The organism is Acinetobacter sp. 231_lipA (assembly GCF_058243005.1).
In genome coordinates, this window is the sequence record NZ_JBZAYU010000001.1 from 2,321,039 (window position 1) to 2,337,915 (window position 16,877).

The following is a 16,877-nucleotide window of genomic DNA, read 5'->3' on the forward strand; positions in this document are numbered from 1 at the left end:
AATTTAGATTTATTAATGAGTAAGGTGGTAGTTCATCTGTCACCATCACAGCTACTTTACTAAATATGGCTATGTATTACGTTATTGATAGCTGGAATGTTAAAGTCTAAAACGTGTTATTATTTTATATAAAATTATGAAATATATAGAAATATAGGTTTATTGTTTGTTTGTTTTTTAATCAAAATTATGAAAAAACTATAACAGTAAGAGAAAATAATTTAATAAAAATGGTGTGCTTTTTTAATTTGGTGTGTTGTAACTAAATTTTCATATATATTTAACTAGGGTCTGTTGACATTTCAAGTATAGAATTTACCCGATAAAGGTAGCCAAATAAATATACAAGCTAATGCAACTGCCCCCTCATAGCTACACTTTAGCTTATCATATCGTGTTGCTATTCCTCTGAACTGCTTTAACCTACAAAATGCATTCTCAACTAAGTGTCTGATTTTATATAAATACCAATCCATATGATCATTATTTGACTGAGTATTTGATTTTCTTGGAATATTCGCTTTAGTTTTTTTCACAGATATTTGTTCTCTTAATGATTCAGAGTCATATCCTTTGTCTGCACAACATACTTCCGTTTCACTCAAATCAAGTTTTTCAATCATTTTGGGAGCAATCTTGACATCATGTATCGTTCCATCGGAGATAATAATTTCGATTGGATTGCCATCCGCATCAACAGCTAAGTGTATTTTAGAACTATTTCCACCAATGCTTTTAGAAATATCCTGATCTTTTATTCCAGCAGAATGTTGGTGTGCCCGAACATGACTAGCATCAATAAAAACCCATTCCATATCAGCATTTGAAGAAATTAATTTAAATATTTTCATTAACTTATCATTTTTACACCAACGATTATATTTTTTAAAGATTGAGTTATACGAACCAAATTCTTTAGGCAAATCACGCCATGGGCAGCCTGTTCTTATTCTATAAAGTATTGCTTCGACAAAATTTCTCAAATTAGATTTGAAATAGATATCAAAATTTCGGAAAATAGAAAGTAACTTAGACCAGTGTTGATCATTCAGCATTGTACGAGGCATAGCGAGAAGTAAATTTGGTTTGGCGATTAAATTTTACTTTCTCGCTATTTTTTTGAACAGAAAATGTCAACAGGCCCTAGACATTAATTATTCAATTCAAAAACTTTTCTTTAATCTGGCTTGGAGAATGGAATTGCTTGTTACCCGTTATAAGCCTTGGATCATGATCATACTACTGGTTTTGCTCGTCAGTTTTGCTATATATCGCTGGTGGCAAGGACCATTGTTACCTAGTTATGAAGTCGTATCTAGTCCATTGATTCAGACAGTTGTTGCTTCAGGACGGGTAGAGAAAGTATCTCGGACTCAGATTGGTAGTGAAATTACAGGGGTTGTTCTTGAGCGCTTGGTTCAAGAGGGAGATCGGGTCTCTCGAGGGGATGTTCTTTTAGTACTGAAATCTGATGAAATTTCAGCGCAGGTGCGGCAGGCAGAAGCTGAATTAAAGGAACTCGCAACCACTAGACGTCCGCAAGCAGAATTCGATTTAGCGAATGCCAAAGTGCAATTAGAACAGGCTCAAAGAGAGGCGGTACGCAGACGAAATACCGAATTAGGAATATTATCAGCAGAGGAAAGGGAGAAATCGATAGAGGCAGAAAAACTCGCCCGTAATAATTTGGAATCAGCTCGATTAAAAGTTGCTTCACTTGCCCCAGATAAAGTTGAAGAGACAAAATTACGTGAACAACTCGCTGCATTACAAGCGCAACTCGCCAAGACCAAAATTCGCGCAGAAGTTTCAGGTATTATTTTAACCCGTAATGTTGAGCCAGGGGATTTGGTACAACCGAGTCAGACTCTGTTCACTATTGCACTGGATGGTGCGACTGAAATACGAGTGCCATTTGATGAGCGAAATTTACCACTGCTGGCTTTACAACAAAAAGCAGCAGTGATTACGGATGCCTATCCAGATCAACCTTTTCCTGCCCATATTAATTTTATTGCCCCAAGTATTGATGCTCAACGTGGCACAGTAGACGTTCGATTAACAGTTGATCCAGTCCCTGATTTTTTGCGTCAAGACATGACGGTATCGGTAAATGTTGAAACCAACAAGCGCGAGCAAACCCTGGTCATTCCAAATGATGCTTTAAGCAGTATAAGTGGAAACAAGGCTATGGTTATTTTAGTAAGAGATAGAAAAATTCAACGTCATCCCATCACACTGGGTTTACGTGGTTTGGTCATGTCGGAAGTTGTAGCTGGATTGAAAGAAGGTGATCACGTCCTTACCGATGCAGAATCAGTACTTAAAGATGGAATTCGTGTCCGAATAGAGCAAACTAAACGTGTTTTGCAGAGTCAAACGGATCCGACAAATAGCAAAAACGAATTACCGGTGAAATTCGATTGAAAAACTTTTTTGGGCGACTTTGGACAGAGTGGACTATCGCAATCAGTTTTCTGCGAGAGGGTCGCACACAGTCGATGATGATTACCATTGGCATCGCGGTGGGGGTGGCAGTCATTGTGTTCATTAGCGCCTTAATTCAGGGCTTACAATCGAATATTGTAGAAAGGACTTTAGGGACGCAGGCGCATATTCGTTTGCTTTCACCAGATGAGGTGAATCACATTGTGCCACCAGCAGCAGGAACACTTCAGTTGTTACAAGAAGATCAGCGTGCGCAACGCTTACGCTCTATTAATAATTGGCAGCAGATTACTGAGACTTTAGATCAGTTGCCCGTGTTGACGGCGGTTTCTCCTGTGGTCTCTGGTCCTGCATTTGTACAGCGTGGAGAGGCGATTCAATCGGTTGCTTTGGTTGGTATCAATCTTGAACGTTATCGACAAATTATTCCGTTAAAGCAATATATGGTGAGTGGTGAACTACGAGTCAGTGCGGATAATGTATTAATTGGGCGTCAATTGGCCAAAGATTTGGGTGTGCAAGTCGGGAGCAAATTAAGGTTAGATACTGGGCAACAGAAAAATGCAGTGGTGAATATCTCTGGAATATTTGAACTGGGCGTGCGTGAATTGGATGCGCGCTATGTCTATCTGGATTTGAAACAGGCGCAATCTTTACTTAATTTGCCAGGTGGCGTGACCGTGATTGATCTGACGATTCAGGATATTTTTCAGGCGGATCAAATTGCCTTACAAGTTGGACGCCTGACAGGATTAAAAGCAGAAAGCTGGATTGAAACCAATGCTCAATTAATGAATGCGATTACCGCTCAAAGTCTTTCGACCAACATGATTATTGTTTTTGTAGGGATTTCAGTCGCTTTTGGCATTGCCAGTGTGATGTCGGTGAGTGTGGTGCAACGGACTCGGGAAATCGGTATTTTACGTGCGACGGGGGCGACACAAGCACAAATTTTAAGAGTTTTCTTGTTTCAGGGAGCAATTTTTGGTCTGCTTGGTTCGATGCTTGGTAGTGTAGTCAGTTATGGTTTGATCTGGGGATTTAATCAGTTTGGTCCCGGCTTGTTTTATATTTCGATTTCAATCAAGCTTATCTTGTCGGCATTATTCTTGGCGACAATGACAGGTATTTTGGCTGCTGCAATACCATCCCGTCGGGCTGCTGCACTTGATCCTGTGGAGGCAATTCGTCATGTTTGATCCATCTCAGGAAGTACTGCGTTTAGAAGCATTGCGAAAGTCTTACAATGTTGGGCAGCCTAATGAAGTGGAGGTATTACATGGAATTGACCTGTGTATTCAACGGAATGACTTTGCTGCATTAATTGGTCCTTCTGGTTCAGGCAAAAGTACTTTACTGAATATTCTCGGCTTATTAGATCAGCCTAGTCGTGGTGAGTTGTACTTGTTGGGGCAGGCTACAAGCCGTATGGATGATACGGCTCGGACAGCATTACGAGGCAATAGTATAGGTTTTGTGTTTCAGTTCCATCATCTTATACAGGCTTTTACTGCCTTACATAATGTACTCATGCCATTAATGCTGAAGCAAGGTAAGCCAGATCAATCTGCGTTGCAATATGCCCATGAATTATTGGCCGCTGTAGGGTTAGATAAGTTCGCTGACCGTAAACCCAATGAGCTTTCTGGAGGGCAGCAGCAACGCGTAGCGATTGCACGTGCACTGATTACTCAGCCTGCACTATTGTTGGCCGATGAACCGACAGGTAATCTGGATACTCAAACTGCTGCGGAAATGTTTGAATTATTTCGTAAAGTACATCGCGAACATGACTGTGCAGTCTTATTGGTGACTCATGATCCTAGATTATCGGCGACCTGTGATCGAACCATTAATTTGGTGGATGGGAGAATTCAGAGTGATTCCAAACACGAGATGGAATGAGCCGGAATGTAGATCACTCTTCTGGTAAAAGCAGTTCAAAACATTGAGTAGACATCAAAATTCTAGCACGATATAAGAACAAACTTGTAAATCGATAAATTATAACCCTGTGTAATTTGAATAAAATATTTTTCAGATTTAGTTCACTAAATCTAATCTAGAGAAAAAATGAGTACAGGATTTTTCAATATTAAGAGTATTAAAAAAAAACAAAGGTTTACTGCTTCTGATCATTTCTTTTTGGCTGTACTAAGCGGATTAATTCGCACAATACAGCTCGTACAGCTTTTGCATCAAACTTAAGACCTTGGGATCACTCAGACGATAGAAAATCTGTTTACCCTCACGTCGTGTGCTGACCATGTCAGCCTTACGTAGGACAGTCAGTTGTTGTGAAAGTGTAGGTTGATGAATGTCAGTGGATTCTTCAATTTCCTGAACATTCATTTCCCCATCCACCAGGACACATAAGATTTTCAGGCGATCAGGATTGGCCAAAACTTTCAGGCATTGGCTGACGAAATCGACTTGAGAAAAATCAATTTTGGCATTTTCAGCAATCATAGTAAGCATCCGCTGAACCCCATGCCTATTTTTTAATTTGAGTTGGATTTCCAGCGATGTGGTAGTAATTCTTCTATTTGGGTCGCTTTATGCGTCGGCAGCCTTTTCAGCACATCACTGAGATAGGCATACGGATCCAACCCATTCAGCTTTGCTGACTGGATTAAAGTCATGATATTTGCCGCTCGCTGTCCACTGCGCAGCGAACCTGCAAATAGCCAATTCTTACGTCCCAACGCCCAAGGTCGCATCTGGTTGTCGGGTAGTCAGACGCAGTTACCTACGTCCAACCCCCTAAGAACCGTGCATGCGAGTTTCCCAGCACACGGCTCAAGCCTCTGCTAAGGCGCCATTCGGCACCCGGTTATACATCGTTGACATTGGCAAACTGAACACTCCTCGGACAATACAGATGGTAAATCTCAAGATTAGCAACTGCATCCGTTCCACCATGACTTAGCTTCACAATATGACGGCTGTGCCATGGTGTATCTTTGGTGACTGGTTTAAGACAGGCGCAGCAGCGACCACCTTGTTTTAGCCACACCCGATACAGCTTGGCTCGCCCCTTTGCGGAGACCAGCATTCTTTTACCCCATCGGGATTCGAAGTACTCATCCCATGCGGGGTCATGAGGGTTAGCAGCAGCCTTGATCTTGATATGTCGCACAATTGGCGTGTCCGAGGCAGACACTAATGTGTATTGTCGCTTCCGACCATCGGCGGACTGTTCATCACATGAGAACACCCATCGACGCGCTCCTTGTACTTTGAAATACCGATCTTTGACCCATCGGAGTGTCTTGCGAGGGTGGCGACGTACAGCCCATCGCCAGAGCATTTCCCACACTGCGTTGTCTACCTGGTTGAAAACCTTCTTGGCAACGACATGACTGTGATAGTTGGCCCAACCCCTTAGAATCGGGTTGAGCAAACCGATCAAAGTGGCCTGTCGTGTCGCTTTGTTTGCATTGATTAATGCTCGCAGCTTGTCAAGATGAGCGCTGATGTTTGCCTTTGACGGCTTGATCAGTAGCTTGCCGTTGTACTTACGTACGTTCCAGCCAAGAAAATCGAACCCGTTCCCTATGTGCGTGATTTTGGTCTTTTCCTGAGAGAGCACGAGACCGCGCTGCGCCAGAAATTCAACCACGGCAGGACGAACTTCATTTTCGAGCCACTCTTTAGAATACCCCGTGATGATGAAATCATCCGCATACCGTACCAGTTGCAGCTTTTTGCCTGTCCATTTGGCGTTAGAGAACCTCTTCGCCAGCATCGTTTCCAGTCCGTCCAAGGTCATGTTGGCCAGCACCGGGGAGATAATACCTCCTTGCGGTGTTCCGGAAAGACTGGGAAACAGCTTGCTTTGGTAGACGTAACCGGCTTTGAGCCATTTCCGTAGAATCACCTTGTCCATTGGGAGGTTGGCGATCATCCAGTCATGGCTGATATTGTCGAAACAGCCTTGAATGTCACCCTCTAGCACCCACTCCGCACTTACTTTTCTTGACAGCACACCAAAGCACTGTGCTGCAGCATCCGCGGTTGAGCGTTGCGGTCTGAACCCATAAGAGTTCCGATCAGCGATGGTCTCCGCGATGGGTTCCAAAGCCAGCAGATGGAGCGCCTGCATGGCCCGGCATTTCATCGTGGGTATCCCGAGAGGTCTCATCTTGCCATTTTTCTTCGGAATAAGGACTCTCCGAAGCGGAAGGGGCGTGTAACCTCGCCTCTTCAACGACATCATCGCACCGGTCTTGGCCTTGGGTGTATTCCAAGTCACCTTGTCGACCCCAGCCGTGTTTTTGCCTTTGTTTTCAGACACTCGTTTGACGGCCAATGCTTTGCCACTAAACGAGTGAGTCAGCAGCCATTGCAAAGCTTTCGCCTTGTTATGCCTGCCGTCTTGTACCGCCTTCACAATACGCGCTTGCAGCCCTCTGACATGACGCTGTACAGCAATCCAATCGATGCTGTCCCACGATGTGCTGGAAGGTGCACACGCTGATACTGCTGCATTCATTTGCTCTCCCTCCATTAAAAGGGTTCTACACACTCTCTTGTGATGAGAGACCATAAGGACGTCAGCCCGCTTTCGCGTGGGGTAATGTTTCAACCTCTATCCAACCCATTACAGACTGGCATTCGCTTTTTCCTCGTTCCTTCGCCCGCATCACCATGGGCAGTTTTTGCAAACTGCTTTCCCAATGGGAGTAATACGGGATTTCCACGTTCCGCTTACTGAAGTACATCGGCTTAGGTGCCTGCTATCGACCGGGAGGCGTATGGGTCACGAATGCGTAGTCGAAAGACGCAATTCCCACCTCCATTACCGTTTTGGTTCGAGCGTATCAGCCATTTCCGCTCGTTCAACTTAACGATCGTTACGCAGATTCACATGTGTTCACCATACCGATTATCTAGCCCTTGTCCGGCTATGGCTGCCAGAAGGGTACGCCTCTCACGATTGATACCCCGCACCTTGCGGTGCCTCGTTACATTGTTGAAGGCGCTCTTTATTCAGCCTTCTAGATTCACCCGGTGACACGGGTGGTTCCCGCAGGGGGGAACAACTTCATTAAGCGACTTCGTGTCGCACTTCCACCCAATTATTATCTATAGGTAGATTGCCATCATCCAGATAGCGGCTTAAAGCTGGCCAACGCTTCAGAGTGTAATTGATGGCCTTGGCGGTGGGAGAACTCGATGGCACTGTCAGATGATGTTGGTTGAGCCATTCATATAGTTGTTGCATCACTGGTTGACTATGCAGTTGTCGGTATTCGCGGCGGTCTTCCGCTGTACCATCGGTCTTTTTCCTGAGTTCTGCTTCTATCGCATACAGTTTCTGAATCATCAGTAATGCCTGTTCAGCGATCTGACTTTTCCCAGTCACATGTAGCTCATGGAATTTACGACGTGCATGCGCCATGCAGCCCACCTCAATGACATCGCCTGATTTAAAGCGTGCTTTATAACCACTGTAATCATCACAGACCAGATGGCCCTGCCAGCCATTCAGGAACTCTTCTGCATGCTGACCTGAACGGCTATCCTGAAAGTCATAGATCACCGCTTGAACTGGATTGTACTGTGTAGTGGCATAGGCCCAGACATAACCTTTCTTCGGTTTTTTCTCATCATCACCCATCCGCATGATGGTGACTGGTGTTTCATCGGCATGGATCACCCGCTGTTGCAGCACCACCTGTTTTAAGGCATTCGCCAGAGGTTCCAGTTCCACACCGCAGCGACCAATCCAGTCAGATAAAGTAGATCTGGACAGATCAATGCCCGCCCGCTGATAGATCAGGCGCTGACGGTACAGCGGCAAATGATCGGCATACTTCGATACCAGCACATGGCTGAGCAGTTCAGGTGAAGCAATGCCTTTATCAATCACATAGGCGGGCATCGCTTGCTGAGTCAGGGTGTCACACTGATCACAGACCCATTTGCCACGCACATGCTGTTCCTTATAGAACTGTGCCGGTCTGAAATGCAGTTTTTCACTGATATCTTCGCCGATACGACGTAACTGGCAGCCACAACTGCATTGGGTTGATGCAGGTTCATGCTCAATACGGATGGTGTGTAGATGATCGGGTAGCAGTCGACGTTTAGGTTTATTGGTTTTGGCTTTCTGTGTCGCTGCATCGGTTTTATCTGCATTCAGCCGCTCCAGTTCCAAATCAACTGCTGCGATATCCTCTTCAACCGCTTCGTCCCACAGATGGATTTGTTTTGCGGTGAGATGTTCGTTTTTACTGCCAAATTTGTGCTGTTTAAATAGTGCGAGCTCATGCTCGTATTTTTGCGTGAGAATAGAAAGATGTTGAACTTTAGAATCTAATTGCTGATTGGTGACTTCAAGATGTTGAACTCTGGCATCTAATTGCTGGTTTGATTGTGCTAGAGACTGATGCTGCAGCGCCAACTGTCTGGTGAATTCCAGCAGTTGTTCATGGGTCAGTTGGCTTAAGTCAGGCAGCGTATTCATGACCGCAGTATGCCTGAGGTCATGAAGATAATGAAATAGAACGTTTGGAGGATGGCAGAATGGTCGAGCTTGGTTTAGAGCATATTCACCACTTGCTGCAATCCAATTCTCTGCCAGGGCAAACCTTGGATTAATGCCTGTAACTGTTCCGGGCTGAGGGCCACGGTTTCACCTTGGTGAACTTGAGCCCAGTGAAATTTACCCTGTTCCAAACGCCGGGCACACAGCCAGATGCCCAGTCCATCATGTACCAGCACTTTCATGCGATGGCCACGTTTATTACAGAACAGGTAAGCACAATGCGGTTTGATGTAGCCAAAGGCTCTCACCACCTGAGCCATGGCCGTATCCATACCTGCACGCATGTCCATGGGCTGAGTAGACAACCAGATTTCATCAATGCGGATCATGTTGCAAGTGCCTTGAGTAATTCTGCCAAGGCAGGTATTTCTGATGTCTGCCATTTCAAGCCAATTTCTGCTTTTGAGTGGGGTAAAGTAATTTGAACCGTTAACATGTCAGTAGGAGTAGGATCTAATGGTGCAGAGCAAGATAAGGCAATAAATGCAGGTTTATTCGGTAGTGGTGAGCGATCATTCCCTGGCTTACCATCAATTAAGCGAATCCATTTGGATACAAGATTTGTATTCAATCCATGTTGCAAAGCGACCGAAGCAATTGAAACGTCCGGTGCTTTACAAGCCTGAACGATCTGCTGTTTAAATTCAGCACTGTATGTTCTTCGTTTTTTCGCAAGAGATGCGATGGATGTCTGGTGATTTGTAGTCATAAATTTTAGTCCCCACTTGTTTTTAAGTGGGGACTAAATTAAGGCTTATAGGATGAATTCATAAGGTGTGTTCAGCGGACGCTTACCAATCATATCCATAAATGTCCTCACAACTTTTGATGTAGCCCGTGCAGTTTACATAATTTACCATAAAACTGCTTGATTAATATTTTTCATTATATAATATAAAAAAGTATATTATGTAGGGATTAATTCATCATGCATGACTTCCTCATCGCATTTATTGGCGGCTTAATGCTCGGGCTTTCCGTGGTTGGCTATCTTTACGTCAATGGCCGTATTGCAGGAATCAGTGGTTTGATTGGGCAAGTATTAAACTCAAAAACCATGTTTAAAACACCTGCAATCTGGTTTTTATCAGGCTTGATTCTCACACCGTTTATTTATGGTCTGTTTGTACAACCTGAAATCGAATTGAATGCCAGCCCACTGATGATGATTGTGGCAGGTCTGCTGGTGGGTTTTGGGACGCGCTTAGGTTCGGGCTGTACCAGTGGTCACGGAATTTGTGGCATCAGTCGCATGTCTAAGCGTTCTATTGTCGCGACCATGACTTTCATGTTTGCAGGTTTTGTCGCTGTTTATATTATCCGTCATCTCACAGGAGCATTCTAAAATGAAAAATGTGTTTGCCTTTTTATTTGGTGCGCTGTTCTCTGTGGGATTGATGGTATCGGGCATGTCCAATCCGGAAAAAGTACTCGATTTCCTGGATCTGTTTGGCGATTGGGATGCCAGTCTGGCCTTTGTGATGATGGGCGCGATTGCGGTGGCCTTTATTCCCTTCCAGAAAGCATTACGTACGGCGCAACCGAAAACAGTATTTAATGAACCTATTGATTTACCTAAAAATAATCAGATAGATAAGAAGCTGATCACGGGTGCGGTTTTATTTGGTGCAGGTTGGGGCATTGCCGGCATCTGTCCGGCGCCAAGTTTCACTTTGATCGGTTTGGGCCACTATCAAGTGCTCTATTTTATTGTAGCAATGCTGGTGGGTGTATGGATTCACCGTAAATGGTCAGGAGCTTAACGATGTCAAATTTACCTATAGTAAAAGATTTTTTTCACGAAGATACCAATACCTTCAGTTATGTTGTACGTGATCCGGCGACCAAAGCCTGCGCCATTATTGATAGCGTTTTGGATTATGATCCGGCATCAGCAAGTACATCCACTATTCATGCCGATAAAATTATTGCCTATATTAAAGAGCAGGATTTAACGGTCGAGTGGATTCTCGAAACCCATGTCCATGCTGATCATTTAACTGCTGCGCAATATCTCAAAGCTGAGTTAGGTGGCAAGATCGCCATGAGCCAGAAAATTGGTATTGTTCAGGAAACTTTTGGCGCGATTTATCATCTGGATATTAAACAATGGAATGCCCAGCAGCTCTTTGATTATTTATTTGAAGATCATGAGTCGTTCCAAATCGGAACACTGAAAGCCTATAACATTCCAACACCGGGACATACGCCTGCTTGCCTGAGTTATGTCATCGGTGATGCCGTGTTTGTGGGTGATACCCTGTTTATGCCAGATTATGGAACAGCGCGCTGTGATTTCCCGAAGGGAAGCGCATCAATCCTTTTTGATTCAATACAAAGTTTGTATCAACTGCCTGAGAAAACACGTGTATTTCTCTGTCATGATTATTTGCCAGAAAAGCGCGATACCTATATGTGTGAAACGGATATTCAGACTCAAAAAAATCAGAATATCCATATTCACGACGGCACGACCAAAGATGATTTTGTTGAAATGCGTAATAAGCGCGATGCGGGTTTAAGTATGCCCAAACTGATTTTACCTTCGATACAGATCAATATGAAAGCAGGACAATTCCCTGAACCCGAAGAGAATGGTGTTTCTTATTTAAAACTTCCACTGAATTACTTCAAATAGGCAAATTTTAAGATTAAACAACAAGTTTTGTTTAATTGGTTTGGTAATAGAGGGGGGCACTAGCGATGTGGATGCTAATACTTGAAGGACTGGCCATCGGTGGTTTGCTTGGGTTAACCGGTGCTGGTGGTGGCATTCTGGCCGTACCCGCACTGATGGCAAGTCAAGGATGGACGGTCGCACAAGCTGCACCTGTTGGCTTGCTTGCAGTCACTTTATCTGCCTTGGTTGGGACATTTGAAGGCTTATTTAAGAAGATAGTACGCTATCGGGCTGCGCTTTGGATTGCACTGATTAGCATTCCTTCAGCACGTTATGGTGTGCATCTGGGAGGAATAATTTCTCCTGTATGGAGAGGTGGTCCCACATGTTTGAACAACTAAAAGCTTATTTATAAGTGATACTCTGCTCTAGTTAAGCTACCTTATTTTGTTGTGGTAGCTGGTCATAGTAAAACTCATCTGGAGTCATTTTGTCCAGACTCGAATGAGGTCGTTTCAAATTATAAAATTCAAAATATGCGTTTAATTGCTTCTTCGCATCCAAAACATTGCTGTAGGCTTTGAGATACACCTCTTCATATTTAACGCTCCGCCATAATCGTTCAACCATCACATTATCAACCCATCGACCTTTACCATCCATACTGATTTGAATGCCATTTGATTTCAATACATCAATAAATGCATCACTGGTAAACTGACTGCCTTGGTCTGTATTAAATATTTCAGGTCGACCATATTTTTCAATAGCTTCATTTAATGTTTCTATGCAAAATGTAACCTCCATACTAATCGATACTCTATGCGCAAGTACCTTGCGGCTATGCCAATCAATCACAGCACATAAATAAACAAAGCCTTTTGCCATAGGGATATACGTTATATCCGTAGACCACACTTGATTACTGCGCTGAATAGCCAATCCTTTGAGCAGATATGGATATTTGCGGTGAGCTTGATTAGCCTGGCTTAAATTTGGTTTGCAATATAACGCATTAATGCCCATTTTCTTCATTAAAGTACGTGTATGACGTCGTCCTATATGATGTCCTTGACGATTCAACAAATCACGCATCATCCGGCTACCTGCAAAAGGGTATTGCATATGTAACTCATCCATACACCGCATTAGCTTCAGATCTGATGCACTCACAGGTTTTGGGCGATAGTAATAACAACCACGGGAGACTTTCAGCAGCTGAGCTTGCTTAGATACTGAAATCTGAAGTGAGTCATCGATTAACTTTTGTGGTTGAAGCGGCCCAGTTTCTTCAACACACCTTCTAAAAAATCAATTTCTAATGCCTGCTCACCGATTTTTGCATGTAGTTTTTTTAGATCGATGGGTGGTTCTGTTGGAGCTTTTGATTGATCGAAAGCTTGCGAGGAAGCTGAAATCAGTTGATTTTTCCAGTCGATAATTTGGTTTTGATGAACATCAAATTCAGCACTCAATTCAGCAAGTGTTTTTTCTGCTTTAATCGCAGCAAGTGCTACCTTAGCTTTAAAATCATTTGAATGATTTCTTCTTGGTCTACGTGCCATAAAATACTCCATATATTGATGTTTATAACATCATTTGGGGAGCAAAATATCACTTATAAGTGTTGTTCAAATTTCCTGATCCACCTCTATGGCTTACCTTAGCATTCAGTTTAGTCATGCTCGTGGTTGCTTACCGGATTTTTTTTAAAAAAGTGAATGACCATACAGGTGTGCTGTGTAAAGTTAACCAAACAACTGGTCGTCTGATTTGGAACATGAAAACTGCATTGTCTCTCGGTGCCATTGGTGTCGTGGCAGGTTTATTGACTGGTTTGCTTGGGGTAGGTGGGGGATTCGTGATTGTTCCAGCACTGAGTAAAGTAACTGATCTTGATATGCGCAGTATTGTTGCGACCTCGTTGATGATTATTTTCCTGATAGGTGGTGTCAGCATTTCAGCTCATATTTTAGATGGTTTTCAATACCCCGTTTCGGTCACGCTGACTTTCGTTTTAGCTTGCATGGCTGGGATGTTGATTGGTCGAAGTTTGATGCCTTTAGTTAAGAATAGTCAAATCCAAAAGGTTTTTGCCATAACTGTCATAAGCGTAGCATTTTATTTAATTTCTACAGTCATCATAACTTAATACAAGCAAGAGATTAGAGCCAAATTTAAAAACTGCATTTTAAAGACATGAATATTTAATCAGAGACCAGATTTCTAAAGATCGGAAGAGGTAAAGAGTAATGAAAACAGCAGAACAATTAATTTCAATGGCAAAAAACCGAATTCAAGAAGTGACGGTAGACGGCTTACTTGAAGCCATGAAAAACCATAAAACCATTCTGATTGATGTTCGGGAACCGGATGAATTTCAGGCGGCAGCGATAGACCGAGCCGTGAATTATCCTCGTGGTGTTTTAGAAATGAGAATTCACCAGCATCCTGTGGCGAGCCATCATTGCGATACCTTGCAAGCACTAGAAAATCTTAAAGATCAGCCGATTTATTTGATTTGTGGGACGGGTGGCCGATCAGCTCTGGCTACAGATACTTTACAGAATATGGGATTTACTCAGGTGAAATCTGTTCAGGGTGGATTCCAAGCATGGCTAGAGCAGGGTTATCCAGTAGAGAAATAACTAGATTTCTCTTTTAAGTCTAACTTAAGTTTATGGACATTCAAGTGAGAAAATCATGAAGTACAAAGAATTAACTCAAAATATTTCAGGCAGTATAAAGACATTAGCGCAGGATTCTCCTGATTTAATGAAAAGTTTTAATCAATTGTCACAAGTTGCAATGCGAGATGGTGTTATTGATCCTAAAACAAAAGAACTGATTGCCTTAGCGATTGGTGTTGCAGCACGATGTGATGGATGTATCGGTTTTCATGTCAGAACCCTAGTCAAAATGGGAATGACATTGCAAGAATTAGAGGAAGTGCTTGGTGTTGCAGTTTATATGGGGGGCGGTCCTTCATTGATGTATGCCGCTAATCCATTGGAAGCATTTAAAGAATTCACAGCTTAATTTTTTCAATCATTGGGAAACGATATGAATCAGCACTGGGATAATCTTTATTCGCAAACACAGGATCTGTATGGCATTTCGCCCAATCATTTTATTCAACAGATAGCAGATCAGGTTCCAATTGTGGGAAAAACTCTTGCTATAGCAGAGGGTGAGGGGAGGAATATCCTTTATTTGGCTAGGATCAGTTTGTTAGATGAGGGATGTTCCTAATGTGAGTTGAGAATCCGAAAAGAAGCTTTGGCTTCTTAATTTAATTGACACCGTTTCAGAAATACCTAAATGGGAGGTTTTTGATTGATTCAGGAGCTTTTCTTATTTATTGGTACTTGTAGTTAATCATATATTCCATATTGCGTATATTCGAATATTCATATATAAAAAGCTGTCTGTTTAAGAGATTATACTCATGGATCAAATGCCAAAAGTTCAAATTTACCATAATCCTGCCTGTGGCACGTCTCGTAACACTTTGGCGCTTATTCGCAACACGGGGATCGAACCAGAAGTAATTGAATATCTGATTACGCCACCATCAAAAGATCAGCTGATTAAAATGATTCAGGACTCTGGTTTAAGTGTTCGTGATGTGTTACGCAAAAATGTAGATGCTTATACTGAACTTAATTTAGACGATGCGAACTGGACAAATGAGCAATTGCTTGATGCTATGCTTGAACATCCCATCCTGATTAACCGTCCTTTGGTCGTGACAGATTTGGGCACTCGTTTATGTCGCCCATCTGAAGTAGTGCTAGATATTCTACCTTTGCCGCAATTAAAAGCTTTTGCTAAAGAAGATGGTGAAGTCATCATTGATGAGCAAGGCAGACGCTTAAAATAAAAGGTGAAACCCCTAACGCTGTTGGACTTTGTATCAGTGTAGAGCAGGAGATCTAAATGGAGAACATTGTCGCAATTTTTGCTTGGTTAAATGATGTTCTACTTAAAATGACCTGGCTCTCGGATGGGGTGCGCTGGTTCGTTGAAAATGTATTTGGTTTATCCGTTGCAACCCGGTTGGGTGGTAGTGTCCATTTCTTTATTTATGATGTATTCAAGATCTTTATTCTGCTTTCAGTGTTGATCTATACATTATCTTATATTCAAAGCTATTTCCCTCCAGAACGTACTCGGCTGATTTTAGGTCGGATGACAGGAATCAAAGCCAATATCATGGGGGCATTACTCGGTACTATTACGCCATTTTGTTCATGTTCTTCGATTCCGTTGTTTATTGGTTTTACTCGTGCAGGACTACCGGTAGGCGTCACTTTTTCCTTTCTGATTTCATCACCACTTGTTGACTTAGCTTCAATTATTTTATTGGCGAGTATCTTTAACTGGAAAATTGCATTGGTCTATGTGTTACTTGGATTAGTGCTGGCAGTCATCGGTGGGTCATTAATCAGCTACTTGAAAATGGAAAAGTATGTGGCTGAATTTGTGACTCATCATCAAACAATCTCAGGCGAAGATGAAGATTTCAGCATGACTGCAAAAGAGCGGCGTACATTTGCTTGGGAACAGGTGACAGACATTTTTAGTAAGGTCTGGCTTTATGTCTTGATAGGTGTCGGGATTGGTGCGGCAATTCATAACTGGATTCCTGAGCAGTGGATTACCGCCTTACTTGGTCAGGAACACTGGTATTCCGTTCTGATTGCTACGATTGTGGGAATGCCAATGTATGCGGATATATTTGGCACCTTGCCGATTGCAGAAGCACTTGTGACTAAAGGCGTTGGCTTGGGGACGGTTTTAGCGTTTATGATGGCGGTCACCGCACTTTCTCTGCCATCGCTAATCTTGTTAAAACAAGTGGTGAAAACCCGTTTATTGAGCCTGTTTGTAGGGATCGTTTTTGTGGGAATCTTGATTGTTGGTTATACCCTGAATACTTTGGGTTATTGGTTTTTATAAAAAGTGTGGAGAATAAAGATGCAAATTAAAGTTTTAGGAACAGGTTGTCGTAAATGCAAAGCCTTATTGGCTGCAACTGAAGAAGCTGTAAAAAGCATGGGTGTTCAGGCAGAAATTGAATATGTAACTGATATGATGCAAATTGCTGAAACAGGGTTGTTAAGTACGCCAGGTCTGATCATAGATAATCAAATCGTTTCAAGTGGCAAAGTTTTGGAACCACAAGCCATTGTGGAGTTGATTGAAAAAAATAAATAAGTGTATGTGGAAAACTGTAAAAAGACCTGTGGCATA

The 16,877-nt window shown here is 42.7% G+C and carries 17 protein-coding genes and 4 pseudogenes; 13 read left to right on the forward strand and 8 right to left on the reverse strand.

The window, feature by feature from the left end; all coding sequences use genetic code 11:
* Nucleotides 1-302 precede the first annotated feature (302 nt).
* Nucleotides 303-1,067 carry an IS5 family transposase gene (locus AC4CUX_RS11345; protein WP_078426309.1) on the reverse strand — a complete coding sequence of 255 codons (765 nt, stop codon included), beginning with the start codon at nucleotides 1,065-1,067 and terminating at the stop codon, nucleotides 303-305.
* Between the two features lie 133 nt (nucleotides 1,068-1,200).
* On the opposite strand from AC4CUX_RS11345, the gene AC4CUX_RS11350 reads away from it, so the two are divergent.
* From AC4CUX_RS11350 to AC4CUX_RS11360, 3 genes are read left to right on the forward strand one after another with little or no spacing between them, the layout of a single operon-like run.
* On the forward strand, nucleotides 1,201-2,427 hold the full coding sequence (locus AC4CUX_RS11350) for an efflux RND transporter periplasmic adaptor subunit (protein WP_026070342.1): 1,227 nt from the start codon (nucleotides 1,201-1,203) through the stop codon (nucleotides 2,425-2,427).
* Nucleotides 2,424-3,647, forward strand: a complete 1,224-nt coding sequence (locus tag AC4CUX_RS11355) for an ABC transporter permease (protein WP_490792403.1) — start codon at nucleotides 2,424-2,426, stop codon at nucleotides 3,645-3,647. The genes AC4CUX_RS11350 and AC4CUX_RS11355 overlap by 4 nt, the downstream gene beginning before the upstream one ends.
* A complete protein-coding gene (locus AC4CUX_RS11360) occupies nucleotides 3,640-4,353 on the forward strand; it encodes an ABC transporter ATP-binding protein (protein ID WP_004984479.1) in 714 nt (237 codons plus the stop codon). Before AC4CUX_RS11355 ends, AC4CUX_RS11360 begins: the two co-directional genes overlap by 8 nt.
* 258 nt (nucleotides 4,354-4,611) lie before the next feature.
* Here the strand turns inward: AC4CUX_RS11360 and AC4CUX_RS11365 are convergent, their stop codons facing one another.
* From AC4CUX_RS11365 to tnpA, 6 genes and pseudogenes are all read right to left on the reverse strand, one after another.
* The gene (locus tag AC4CUX_RS11365; protein ID WP_490792404.1) at nucleotides 4,612-4,926 is read right to left on the reverse strand and encodes a metalloregulator ArsR/SmtB family transcription factor; all 315 of its coding nucleotides are present in this window, start codon (nucleotides 4,924-4,926) and stop codon (nucleotides 4,612-4,614) included.
* A 23-nt stretch (nucleotides 4,927-4,949) separates the two neighbouring features.
* A pseudogene (locus AC4CUX_RS11370) lies at nucleotides 4,950-5,177 on the reverse strand (transposase domain-containing protein); the annotation flags it as partial.
* 104 nt (nucleotides 5,178-5,281) lie between these two features.
* Nucleotides 5,282-6,943 carry a group II intron reverse transcriptase/maturase gene (gene ltrA / locus AC4CUX_RS11375; protein WP_005167203.1) on the reverse strand — a complete coding sequence of 554 codons (1,662 nt, stop codon included), beginning with the start codon at nucleotides 6,941-6,943 and terminating at the stop codon, nucleotides 5,282-5,284.
* A gap of 576 nt (nucleotides 6,944-7,519) precedes the next feature.
* A pseudogene (gene tnpC, locus AC4CUX_RS11380) lies at nucleotides 7,520-8,920 on the reverse strand (IS66 family transposase); the annotation flags it as partial.
* A 74-nt stretch (nucleotides 8,921-8,994) separates the two neighbouring features.
* Complete coding sequence (tnpB, locus tag AC4CUX_RS11385; protein ID WP_068523813.1) at nucleotides 8,995-9,330, reverse strand: IS66 family insertion sequence element accessory protein TnpB; 336 nt, start codon at nucleotides 9,328-9,330, stop codon at nucleotides 8,995-8,997.
* On the reverse strand, nucleotides 9,327-9,710 hold the full coding sequence (tnpA, locus tag AC4CUX_RS11390) for an IS66-like element accessory protein TnpA (protein WP_034589178.1): 384 nt from the start codon (nucleotides 9,708-9,710) through the stop codon (nucleotides 9,327-9,329). The genes tnpB and tnpA overlap by 4 nt, the downstream gene beginning before the upstream one ends.
* A gap of 219 nt (nucleotides 9,711-9,929) precedes the next feature.
* On the opposite strand from tnpA, the gene AC4CUX_RS11395 reads away from it, so the two are divergent.
* The 4 genes and pseudogenes from AC4CUX_RS11395 to AC4CUX_RS11410 all read left to right on the forward strand — a co-directional run.
* Nucleotides 9,930-10,346 (forward strand): YeeE/YedE family protein, encoded by a 417-nt coding sequence (locus AC4CUX_RS11395; protein WP_017395160.1) that lies wholly within the window; start codon nucleotides 9,930-9,932, stop codon nucleotides 10,344-10,346.
* Nucleotide 10,347: 1 nt separating this feature from the next.
* The gene (locus AC4CUX_RS11400) at nucleotides 10,348-10,764 is read left to right on the forward strand and encodes a DUF6691 family protein (RefSeq protein WP_005404969.1); all 417 of its coding nucleotides are present in this window, start codon (nucleotides 10,348-10,350) and stop codon (nucleotides 10,762-10,764) included.
* A 2-nt stretch (nucleotides 10,765-10,766) separates the two neighbouring features.
* The gene (locus AC4CUX_RS11405; protein WP_017395159.1) at nucleotides 10,767-11,639 is read left to right on the forward strand and encodes an MBL fold metallo-hydrolase; all 873 of its coding nucleotides are present in this window, start codon (nucleotides 10,767-10,769) and stop codon (nucleotides 11,637-11,639) included.
* 65 nt (nucleotides 11,640-11,704) lie between these two features.
* Nucleotides 11,705-11,992 (forward strand): annotated as a pseudogene (locus AC4CUX_RS11410) (TSUP family transporter); the annotation flags it as partial.
* A 61-nt stretch (nucleotides 11,993-12,053) separates the two neighbouring features.
* On the opposite strand, the gene AC4CUX_RS11415 reads toward AC4CUX_RS11410, so the two are convergent.
* Nucleotides 12,054-13,186 (reverse strand): IS3 family transposase gene (locus AC4CUX_RS11415; RefSeq protein WP_223235881.1). Its coding sequence is split into 2 segments (ribosomal slippage): nucleotides 12,054-12,934 and nucleotides 12,934-13,186, totalling 1,134 coding nucleotides; the frame shifts between segments, so codons are not numbered across the junction.
* Between the two features lie 83 nt (nucleotides 13,187-13,269).
* On the opposite strand from AC4CUX_RS11415, the pseudogene AC4CUX_RS11420 reads away from it, so the two are divergent.
* From AC4CUX_RS11420 to AC4CUX_RS11445, 6 genes and pseudogenes are all read left to right on the forward strand, one after another.
* Nucleotides 13,270-13,773 (forward strand): annotated as a pseudogene (locus AC4CUX_RS11420) (TSUP family transporter); the annotation flags it as partial.
* A gap of 100 nt (nucleotides 13,774-13,873) precedes the next feature.
* Nucleotides 13,874-14,269, forward strand: coding sequence for a rhodanese-like domain-containing protein (locus AC4CUX_RS11425; RefSeq protein ID WP_489774133.1), 396 nt, complete (start codon nucleotides 13,874-13,876; stop codon nucleotides 14,267-14,269).
* Nucleotides 14,270-14,324: 55 nt separating this feature from the next.
* Nucleotides 14,325-14,660 carry a carboxymuconolactone decarboxylase family protein gene (locus tag AC4CUX_RS11430; RefSeq protein WP_490792405.1) on the forward strand — a complete coding sequence of 112 codons (336 nt, stop codon included), beginning with the start codon at nucleotides 14,325-14,327 and terminating at the stop codon, nucleotides 14,658-14,660.
* A 409-nt stretch (nucleotides 14,661-15,069) separates the two neighbouring features.
* On the forward strand, nucleotides 15,070-15,504 hold the full coding sequence (gene arsC, locus AC4CUX_RS11435; protein ID WP_004988483.1) for an arsenate reductase (glutaredoxin): 435 nt from the start codon (nucleotides 15,070-15,072) through the stop codon (nucleotides 15,502-15,504).
* A 56-nt stretch (nucleotides 15,505-15,560) separates the two neighbouring features.
* A complete protein-coding gene (locus AC4CUX_RS11440; RefSeq protein ID WP_490792406.1) occupies nucleotides 15,561-16,583 on the forward strand; it encodes a permease in 1,023 nt (340 codons plus the stop codon).
* Between the two features lie 18 nt (nucleotides 16,584-16,601).
* Complete coding sequence (locus tag AC4CUX_RS11445) at nucleotides 16,602-16,841, forward strand: thioredoxin family protein (protein WP_489774130.1); 240 nt, start codon at nucleotides 16,602-16,604, stop codon at nucleotides 16,839-16,841.
* Nucleotides 16,842-16,877 lie beyond the last annotated feature (36 nt).

What these genes read in the sequence shown, in the direction of transcription:
- tnpB (WP_068523813.1), bottom strand. Translation starts at nt 9,330, where the DNA reads ATGATCCGCATTGATGAAATCTGGTTGTCTACTCAGCCCATGGACATG.
- AC4CUX_RS11400 (WP_005404969.1), top strand. Translation starts at nt 10,348, where the DNA reads ATGAAAAATGTGTTTGCCTTTTTATTTGGTGCGCTGTTCTCTGTGGGA.
- ltrA (WP_005167203.1), bottom strand. Translation starts at nt 6,943, where the DNA reads ATGAATGCAGCAGTATCAGCGTGTGCACCTTCCAGCACATCGTGGGAC.
- AC4CUX_RS11430 (WP_490792405.1), top strand. Translation starts at nt 14,325, where the DNA reads ATGAAGTACAAAGAATTAACTCAAAATATTTCAGGCAGTATAAAGACA.
- AC4CUX_RS11445 (WP_489774130.1), top strand. Translation starts at nt 16,602, where the DNA reads ATGCAAATTAAAGTTTTAGGAACAGGTTGTCGTAAATGCAAAGCCTTA.
- AC4CUX_RS11365 (WP_490792404.1), bottom strand. Translation starts at nt 4,926, where the DNA reads ATGCTTACTATGATTGCTGAAAATGCCAAAATTGATTTTTCTCAAGTC.
- tnpA (WP_034589178.1), bottom strand. Translation starts at nt 9,710, where the DNA reads ATGACTACAAATCACCAGACATCCATCGCATCTCTTGCGAAAAAACGA.
- AC4CUX_RS11405 (WP_017395159.1), top strand. Translation starts at nt 10,767, where the DNA reads ATGTCAAATTTACCTATAGTAAAAGATTTTTTTCACGAAGATACCAAT.
- AC4CUX_RS11345 (WP_078426309.1), bottom strand. Translation starts at nt 1,067, where the DNA reads ATGCCTCGTACAATGCTGAATGATCAACACTGGTCTAAGTTACTTTCT.
- AC4CUX_RS11360 (WP_004984479.1), top strand. Translation starts at nt 3,640, where the DNA reads ATGTTTGATCCATCTCAGGAAGTACTGCGTTTAGAAGCATTGCGAAAG.
- arsC (WP_004988483.1), top strand. Translation starts at nt 15,070, where the DNA reads ATGGATCAAATGCCAAAAGTTCAAATTTACCATAATCCTGCCTGTGGC.
- AC4CUX_RS11425 (WP_489774133.1), top strand. Translation starts at nt 13,874, where the DNA reads ATGAAAACAGCAGAACAATTAATTTCAATGGCAAAAAACCGAATTCAA.
- AC4CUX_RS11440 (WP_490792406.1), top strand. Translation starts at nt 15,561, where the DNA reads ATGGAGAACATTGTCGCAATTTTTGCTTGGTTAAATGATGTTCTACTT.
- AC4CUX_RS11395 (WP_017395160.1), top strand. Translation starts at nt 9,930, where the DNA reads ATGCATGACTTCCTCATCGCATTTATTGGCGGCTTAATGCTCGGGCTT.